The organism is Parolsenella sp., from assembly GCF_982402205.1.
In genome coordinates, this window is sequence record NZ_CEVYAT010000076.1 from 1 (window position 1) to 7465 (window position 7465).

6 protein-coding genes are annotated in these 7465 nt (G+C 66.6%); 1 reads left to right on the forward strand and 5 read right to left on the reverse strand.

The window, feature by feature from the left end; all coding sequences use genetic code 11:
• Positions 1-928: 928 nt before the first annotated feature.
• From xerD to AC1VTH_RS05240, 4 genes are all read right to left on the reverse strand, one after another.
• The gene (gene xerD / locus AC1VTH_RS05225; RefSeq protein ID WP_293673735.1) at positions 929-1828 is read right to left on the reverse strand and encodes a site-specific tyrosine recombinase XerD; all 900 of its coding nucleotides are present in this window, start codon (positions 1826-1828) and stop codon (positions 929-931) included.
• A 154-nt stretch (positions 1829-1982) separates the two neighbouring features.
• The gene (locus AC1VTH_RS05230) at positions 1983-3632 is read right to left on the reverse strand and encodes a CTP synthase (protein WP_481335083.1); all 1650 of its coding nucleotides are present in this window, start codon (positions 3630-3632) and stop codon (positions 1983-1985) included.
• Positions 3633-3897: 265 nt separating this feature from the next.
• Positions 3898-4719, reverse strand: coding sequence for a Cof-type HAD-IIB family hydrolase (locus AC1VTH_RS05235; RefSeq protein WP_481335085.1), 822 nt, complete (start codon positions 4717-4719; stop codon positions 3898-3900).
• Between the two features lie 146 nt (positions 4720-4865).
• Positions 4866-5795 (reverse strand): DMT family transporter, encoded by a 930-nt coding sequence (locus AC1VTH_RS05240; RefSeq protein WP_481335086.1) that lies wholly within the window; start codon positions 5793-5795, stop codon positions 4866-4868.
• A 238-nt stretch (positions 5796-6033) separates the two neighbouring features.
• Here AC1VTH_RS05240 and AC1VTH_RS05245 point away from each other — a divergent pair, with 238 nt between their 5' ends.
• Entirely contained in the window at positions 6034-6924 is an 891-nt protein-coding gene (locus AC1VTH_RS05245) for a LysR family transcriptional regulator (RefSeq protein WP_481335087.1), read from the forward strand.
• A 205-nt stretch (positions 6925-7129) separates the two neighbouring features.
• Here the strand turns inward: AC1VTH_RS05245 and AC1VTH_RS05250 are convergent.
• Positions 7130-7465: DUF1846 family C-terminal domain-containing protein (locus tag AC1VTH_RS05250; RefSeq protein WP_481335089.1), on the reverse strand; the 336-nt coding region annotated here is incomplete at its 5' end.

Consider the following 7465-nt stretch of genomic DNA (forward strand, 5'->3'; position numbering starts at 1 on the left):
AACGTGTGAAGCGCGGGGGTGAGCGGCAGGAGACGGATGGGCGTCGGCGGCCAGCGGGGCAATGGGGCATGCGGGCGGTCGCGTGACACAGGCGCGGCGGCGAAAGCACGCGGCCGGGCGGCTTGCGGGGCTATGCGAGCGATTGGGCGGCACGAGCGCGCTCGCGGGACGCGCAGCCGAGCGACCGGCATGGCCATGCGAGCGGTGGTGCCCGCTCATATACGGATGACAGAAGCAGAAGCGCCACCCGCGAATGCACGGGTGGCGTTTGCAGCAAAGCACCGATAAATGTAGGGACCCTTCCCCGCCCAAACAAGCCCTTTGCAGCAAACGGCCGATTTCTGCAAGAAATAGTCCTGCCCAAATTGGCCGCCTGCAGCAATGTGCCGATTTCTGCAAGGCGCCACGACGCCAAAACATGCCCCCTGCAGCAAACGACCGTTTCCTGCAAGAAAAAGCCCTGCCCAAATTGGCCGCCTGCAGCAATGTGCCGGTTTCTGCAAGGCGCCACGACGCCAAAACATGTCCCTTGCAGCAAATGGCTGGTTCTGGCAAGGAGTCCCTCTTCCCTCACAGAGAGGATCAATGCCAAATGTTGCAAACTGCGGTTCTTGCCGGTCGGTTTTGCACAAAGGCGCGGTTCTTGCCGCGTCTCGGCCCCTACTTGGCCCTTTTCGCGGAAAGAACCGCAACAATGTGCATTTCTGCGCGGCAAGAACCGCTGGTTTGACACAAACGGCAGGCAGGGCAGCGCACGGGAAGAGCGAAGGCGGCACGCTAAGGACCCTCCGACCTGTGGGACGACCCCACCCTGTCAGCGCACGAGAAGAGCGAAGGCGGCACGCTAAAGGGACATGCGCCCAAGCCGTCGGGACGCCATGCGAGAAGAGCGGCGATATCGTGGGCCCCGACAGGTAACCGGCAGCGGCTACGCGTTGGCGCGGGGGTGGGCCTCCATGTAGACCTCGCGCACGTGGGTGCGGTCGAGGTGCGTGTAGAGCTGCGTCGTCGAGATGTCGGCATGTCCCAGCAGCTCCTGGACGATGCGCAGGTCGGCCCCGCCCTCGAGCATGTGGGTCGCAAAGCTGTGCCTCAGCGTGTGCGGGTGCAGCCCCTCGATGCCCACGACCGTCCCGGCCTTGGCCACCAGCGCGTGCACGCTCTGCCTCGACAGGCGCCTGCCACGGTTGTTGAGGAACACCGCGCTGCTCGACACGCGCGAGCTCACCAGCTGCGGGCGCCACGTCTCGAGGTACTCGCCCAAGACGCTGGCCGCCGAGCCCACGATGGGCACGATGCGCTCCTTGTCGCCCTTGCCCACCACGCGCAGCACCTGCTCGTCGAGCATCACCTGACGCAGGTCAAGCCCACACAGCTCGGACACGCGCAGTCCGCAGCCATAAAGCACCTCGACGATCGCGTGGTCGCGCTGACCCGCAGGCGTCTCGGGAAAGGGTTGGTCGAGAAGGGCAGCGGCCTGCTCGCGGCTGATCACGTCGGGCAGGCGGTCGGGCTTCTTGGGCAGGGGCAGGTCGGCCGCGGGGTGGTTGTCGGCGATGCGCTCGGCCACCATGAAGCGGTGGAACCCCTTGATGGCGGACACCGCACGCTCGACGCTCGAGATGGCAAGGCCGCTCTCGCGCAGACGGCGCACGTGCGCCTCGATGCGCTCGCGCGTGACCTGCTCGGGGCGCGTCACGCCGTCGCGGCGAAGTCCCGCAAGGTAGCTGCGCAGGTCGCGGCCATAGGCCAGCACGGTGTTGCGCGAGCAGCCGCGTTCGACCGCCACGTAGTTGAGATACTCCTTGAGCGCACGAGAAAGTTCCAAGCTGGTCCGCCCCCACGGATCGCCGCAGCCACGATGAGCGCGGCGCGGATGAACGAGTCGCCCCAGGCACGGGGCCCAGGGCGACATAATACTAGCGTCAGTTCGACAAACGCGAGCGCCCAACTCGGCAAAGGCTCGCGAGAAATCGACGGGTCTACTCCCCCGGGGTCACCTCGTGGCGGTCGACGCCCTCGTGACGGGCGATCGCGGCACGCACGAACTCGCGGAACAGCGGCTGCGGGCGCGTTGGACGGCTCTTGAACTCGGGGTGGAACTGCGCGGCGACGAACCACGGATGCACGTCCTCGGGCAGCTCGACCATCTCGACGAGACGGTCGTCGGGCGAGACGCCGGAGAAGGTGAGGCCGGCCTGGTGCAGCTTGTCGCGGTAGGCGTTGTTGACCTCGAAGCGGTGACGGTGGCGCTCGTAGACGAGCTCCTCGCCATAGGCCTCACGGGCAAGTGTGCCCTCGGCGACCTTGCAGGGGTAGGCGCCCAGGCGCATGGTGCCGCCCTTGGAGGTGACGTCCTCCTGGTCGGGCATGAGGTCGATCACCGGGTACTCGCAGTCGGGCACGAACTCGGTGGAGCTGGCGCCCGGCATGCCGGCGACGTTGCGGGCGTACTCGCAGACAGCCACCTGAAGGCCCAGGCAGATACCCAAGAACGGGGTCTTGGTCGTGCGGGCGCGGTGCGTGGCGAGGATCTTGGCCTCGAGGCCGCGGATGCCAAAGCCGCCGGGCACGAGGATGCCGTCGGCGTCGCCCAGGACCTGCTCGACGTCGGCCTCGGTAAGGTTCTCGCCGTCGATGAGGTTGATGTCGACGTGGCGGCCGTAGTAGACGCCGGAGTGGTGCAGGGCCTCGATGACCGAGAGGTAGGCGTCGGGCAGCTGGGTGTACTTGCCCACCACGGCGATCTTGGTGACGTCGGACTTGGCGTTGGCCTCGTGCATGCGGCTCGTGAAGCCGTACCACTCGCTCATGTCGCTCTTGCGCGGCTCGAGGCCCAGGCGCTCGCAGACCTTGAGGTCAAAGCCCTGGTTGGCGAGGTGCTGCGGCACGTCGTAGATCGAGGCGCAGTCGGAGTTCTCGAAGACGCAGTCGGGCTCGACGTCGCAGAAGCTCGCGATCTTGGCGCGGATCGACTCGTCGACCTCGTGGTCGGAGCGGCACATGATGAAGTCGGGCTGGATGCCCATGGAGCGCAGCTCGCGCACGGAGTGCTGGGTCGGCTTGGTCTTGACCTCGTGGGCTGCGGCGATGTAGGGCACGAGACTCACGTGGATGAGGCAGCAGTCGGCGGCGCCCTTCTCCTTGCGGAACTGGCGGATGGCCTCGACGAAGGCCTGGCCCTCGATGTCGCCGATGGTGCCGCCGAGCTCGGTGATCACGACGTCGGCGCCGGTCTGCTCCTCGACGCGGCGGAAGCGCTCCTTGATGGCGTTGGTGACATGCGGGATGACCTGCACGGTGCCGCCCAGGAAGTCGCCACGACGCTCGCGGGCGATGAGACTCTGGTAGATGGCACCGGTGGTGAAGTTGGAGTTGCGCGTGAGGTTCTCGTCGATGAAGCGCTCGTAGTGGCCCAGGTCGAGGTCGGACTCGTAGCCGTCCTCGGTAACGAAGACCTCGCCGTGCTGGAACGGGCTCATCGTGCCCGGGTCAACGTTGAGGTAGGGGTCGGCCTTCTGCATCATGACCTTGTAGCCGCGGCTTTTGAGCAGGCGACCGAGCGAGGCAGCGGTGATGCCCTTGCCAAGGGACGAGACGACGCCTCCGGTTACGAAGATGTGCTTTGTCATGCGAGGAAACCTTCCCGTAGATACCAACATTTCTCTTTCTACGGGTCTTCATCCTAGCACCGCGCAAGGAGCGCGGCGGGCGCGCGGGCCAATTCATTATTTGTTAACGCGTTGTACGCCGAGGGGGCGTACGCAAGCGAGGGGCGTGCATAAGAAAGCGGCCAGCCCCTGTGGGCCAGCCGCTCCCCCATTAAGTGCCACACCAGCCATCAGCTGGCATTATGGTGCGAGAAGTGCGTAAGGACGCCATGCGCGGCACCGCTCCTTACGCGAGCAGGTAGCGGCGAATCGCCTCCGCCACGCCGTCGTGGTCGTTGTCGGCCACCTGCACGTCCGCAGCGGCGACGGCCTCGGGAAGGGCGTTGCCCATCGCCACGCCAAGGCCCGCCGACCGCAGCATCGACAGGTCGTTCTCGGCGTCTCCCACGGCGATGGTCCGGTCGTTGTCGATGCCCAGGATCTGCGCGAGACGGGCCACGCCCTGGCCCTTGTCGATGCCGCGCGCCGTGAACTCCATGGTCGAGCGCTCGGCGTTGGTGATCACGACGTCGTCGCCCTCGAGCAGCTCGCGGCAGCGGTCGCGGGCCTCGACGCTCGCGAAGTGGAAGTTGAGCTTGGAGAGGTTGCCGCGCAGCTCGCGGGCAAGGGCGTGGGCGTCATCGACCATGGTGCAGGTCTTGCGGTAGAGGTCGGCGTAGGCGCCCACGCCGACCTCCTCCACGCGCTCGACCTCGTCGGGCTGCATGTAGACGTTGGCACCGCTCGTTACCTCGAGCAAGAAGAAGCCGAGGCCCTCGGCCACCTCGAGTGCGCGGTCGACGAAGGCGGGGTCGAGGCACTGCTCGAACATGGTCTTGTCCTGCTCGAGGTCATAGATCGTGGCGCCGGCGCAGCAAATTGCGTAGCGAACGCCGGGCAGGTCGTTCTTGTAGAGGGCCACCATCGCAGGGCAGCGGCCCGAGCTGATGGCAACGGCCTTGCCGGCGTCGGACGCACGGCGGATGGCGTCGAGCGAGCTGGGTAGCACGCGCTTCTTCGAGTCGAGCAGCGTTCCGTCCATGTCGAGCGCAATGAGCTGGTAAGCCATGAATCCCCCCGGATAGCATTGTGGCCTTGCGGTGGCTCCAACGATACCCGAAGGAGCGGCCGCGGGGCCACGAGAGACGAAGTTTGATGTGAGCGGGCAGGGTTGAAAGGCATGACCGTCTCGGCAGCGTCCTTCTCGGACAGGGGCTAGGCCGCGGCGAGGTGGTGGTGACGGCGCTCGCGCAGGCGGTCGACGAGCTGGTCGCCCAGCTCGGAGTAGAGGGCGCCGCCCAGCACGAGGCACGCGCCGGCGACGTTGGCCATGCTCATGGGCTCGCCCAGCAGCACGGCGGAGAGTACCACGGCCGAGAGGGGCTCGAGGTAGCCGCAGACCGCGACGCGCGTCACGGGCAGCTCGCCCATCGAGGAGAAGTACATGAAGCAGCCGAGACCCGTGTTGACGAGGCCGATGCAGAGGATGGCTCCCACGTTGAGATGAGCGAGCTCGACGGCGCTCGGAGCGGCAAAGGTGCCCGCGACGGCGCACCCCACGAGGTAGACGGCCACGGCAGAGAAGCTGCCGCACAGCTGAAGCGCGGAGCACTCGACGCCCCCGATAAAGTTAACCTTCTTGGAGAAGATCACCATGACAGCGTACATGACCGCGCTCATGGCGCCCAGGAAGATGCCCATGGGCTGGATGGCGCCGTCCGCACCGCCTCCCACCACGAGAAACGCGCCGCAGATGACGGCGACAAACCCCAGCAGCTTCTGGGCCGTGAGACGCGTGCCAAAGAGTACGGGCGAGAGGACCATGACGATGACGGGGCCGCAGTAGAAGAGCAGCGACGCCGTGCCCACGCCCATGTAACGGTAGGCCTCGAAGAGGAAGAGCCACGCAACGCCCAGGGCGGCACCCGATATCAGCAGGTAGAGGGCTTCGCGCGGGTGGCTGGGCGCCTGCAGGTTGGCGCGGTTGCGGCGACTCGCGAGCACTACGCCCGCGAGCAGCGCGGCGCCCAGGGTCACGCGCGCCAGCACGATGAAGATGCTCGGCAGGTCGATCATCGAGGCGACAATGCCGTTGGAGCCAAAGAGGACGAGCGAAGCGAGGTACTTCTTGCTGGCGTTGGACATGGGAAGGGCGCTTCCTTGCTGCGTGAGGGCGATTTTCCGTACCCCAGTGTGACAGCGCCCATGCTAGGATAAAAGCGCATGTTTAGCATACTTGCTAGCACAATATCGCATGGCATACGTGTCAAGGGGGACGGGCCTGTTGGCACGCATTAGGCCAAAGGCGAGCATGACAACGGGGACGTGCCTTTTGCCACATGACAGAAGGCACGTCCCCAGTGTCATAGGCCAGAGAGAAAGGATGACCGTGGACGCGGCAATCCAGAAGTACCAGGCGCTCAGCTGCGCCGTTCGTCTCGGCAGCATCAGCGCCGCGGCCCACGAGCTGGCCTACAGCCAGTCGGGCGTCTCGCGCATGATCGCAGACCTCGAGCGCGAGTGGGGCTTTGCCGTGCTCGAGCGCGGCCGGCGCGGCGTGCGCCTCACGGAAGACGGCGCGCTCGTGATGCCCTTCGTCGAGGTGCTGTGCGAGGACCACCGACGCCTCGCCGAGCGCGTGGGCGAGGTCGCAGGCCTCGAGCGCGGCCACATCACCATCGGCACCTTCTCGAGCGTGGCGACCCACGTGCTGCCCGACGCCATCGGGCGCTTCCAGGCGGCGCACCCCGCCATCGAGTACGAGCTGCGCATGGGCGACTACAACCAGATCGAGGAGTGGGTTGCCGAGGGTGTCGTCGACTTTGGGTTTCTCCCCTACCCGCCCCAGACGCCGCGCGAGGGCCTGGCACGCGAGGAGGTGCTGGTGGACGAGCTGCTCGCCGTGATGCCGCCACGCCACGAACTGGCCGCCGGGGCGCGCGTGACACTCGCCGACCTCTGCCGCGACCCGTTCATCCTGCTCGAACGCGGCGACAACAACGAGATCAGCCCGCTGTTCGAGGCGGCCGGCCTTACGCCCGCGACCAAGCTCGCCACCTGGGACGACTACGCCATCATGAGCATGGTCGAGAACGGCCTAGGCGTCTCGATTCTGCCGGCGCTGATCCTGCGCCGCTGCCCCTACGCCATTGAGACGCGTCCGCTCGAGCCCGCCGTGACCCGCAACATCTGCGCCGTTTTTCGCCCGGGCCTGCTGAGCCACGCGGCCCGCGCCTTCCTCGACTGCCTCACGCAGGGCACGGGGCAGGCCTAGCGTCGCCCGCCGGGCGAAACGGCCAGCCATCTGGCGGCAGAGCCCCGCTCATCCGATTTATGTATTGGGAGGCTCTCCGGCGCGTAGATCGGATGAACGAACGAGCGGCGGCAGACAAAAGGGGCGGCGAGGGATCGAATTTCCCCCCGCCGCCCCGCGTCTACCTTGCTTGAGACGTTGCAGCAGCCTGGCGCCGCGCGCTCGCCTACTTGTGGAAGTAGCCGCTGCGCTCGTACTTGGGCTCGCAGCAAACGTTGATGCCCAGGCGGCGAAGCAGCTGCTCGTCGGTGGCGCTGATGATCACCGAGAAGAACGCGTCGCAGCCACGTAGCTGCGAGAGGCCGTCGAGCACACGCGCGGCCGTCTCGTCGGTCGCCGAGGTGATCGAGAGTGCCATGAGCGTCTCGTCGGTGTGCAGGCGCGGGTTCTTGCTGCCCAGCGCGCGCGTCTTGAGGCGGCTGATGGGCTCGATCGCGCCATCGGAGATGACCTCGACGTCCAAGTCGACGCCCGCGACGGACTTGAGCGCATTCCTGAGCAG

What these genes read in the sequence shown, in the direction of transcription:
- AC1VTH_RS05240 (WP_481335086.1), bottom strand. Translation starts at nt 5,795, where the DNA reads ATGTCCAACGCCAGCAAGAAGTACCTCGCTTCGCTCGTCCTCTTTGGC.
- AC1VTH_RS05245 (WP_481335087.1), top strand. Translation starts at nt 6,034, where the DNA reads ATGACCGTGGACGCGGCAATCCAGAAGTACCAGGCGCTCAGCTGCGCC.
- AC1VTH_RS05235 (WP_481335085.1), bottom strand. Translation starts at nt 4,719, where the DNA reads ATGGCTTACCAGCTCATTGCGCTCGACATGGACGGAACGCTGCTCGAC.
- AC1VTH_RS05230 (WP_481335083.1), bottom strand. Translation starts at nt 3,632, where the DNA reads ATGACAAAGCACATCTTCGTAACCGGAGGCGTCGTCTCGTCCCTTGGC.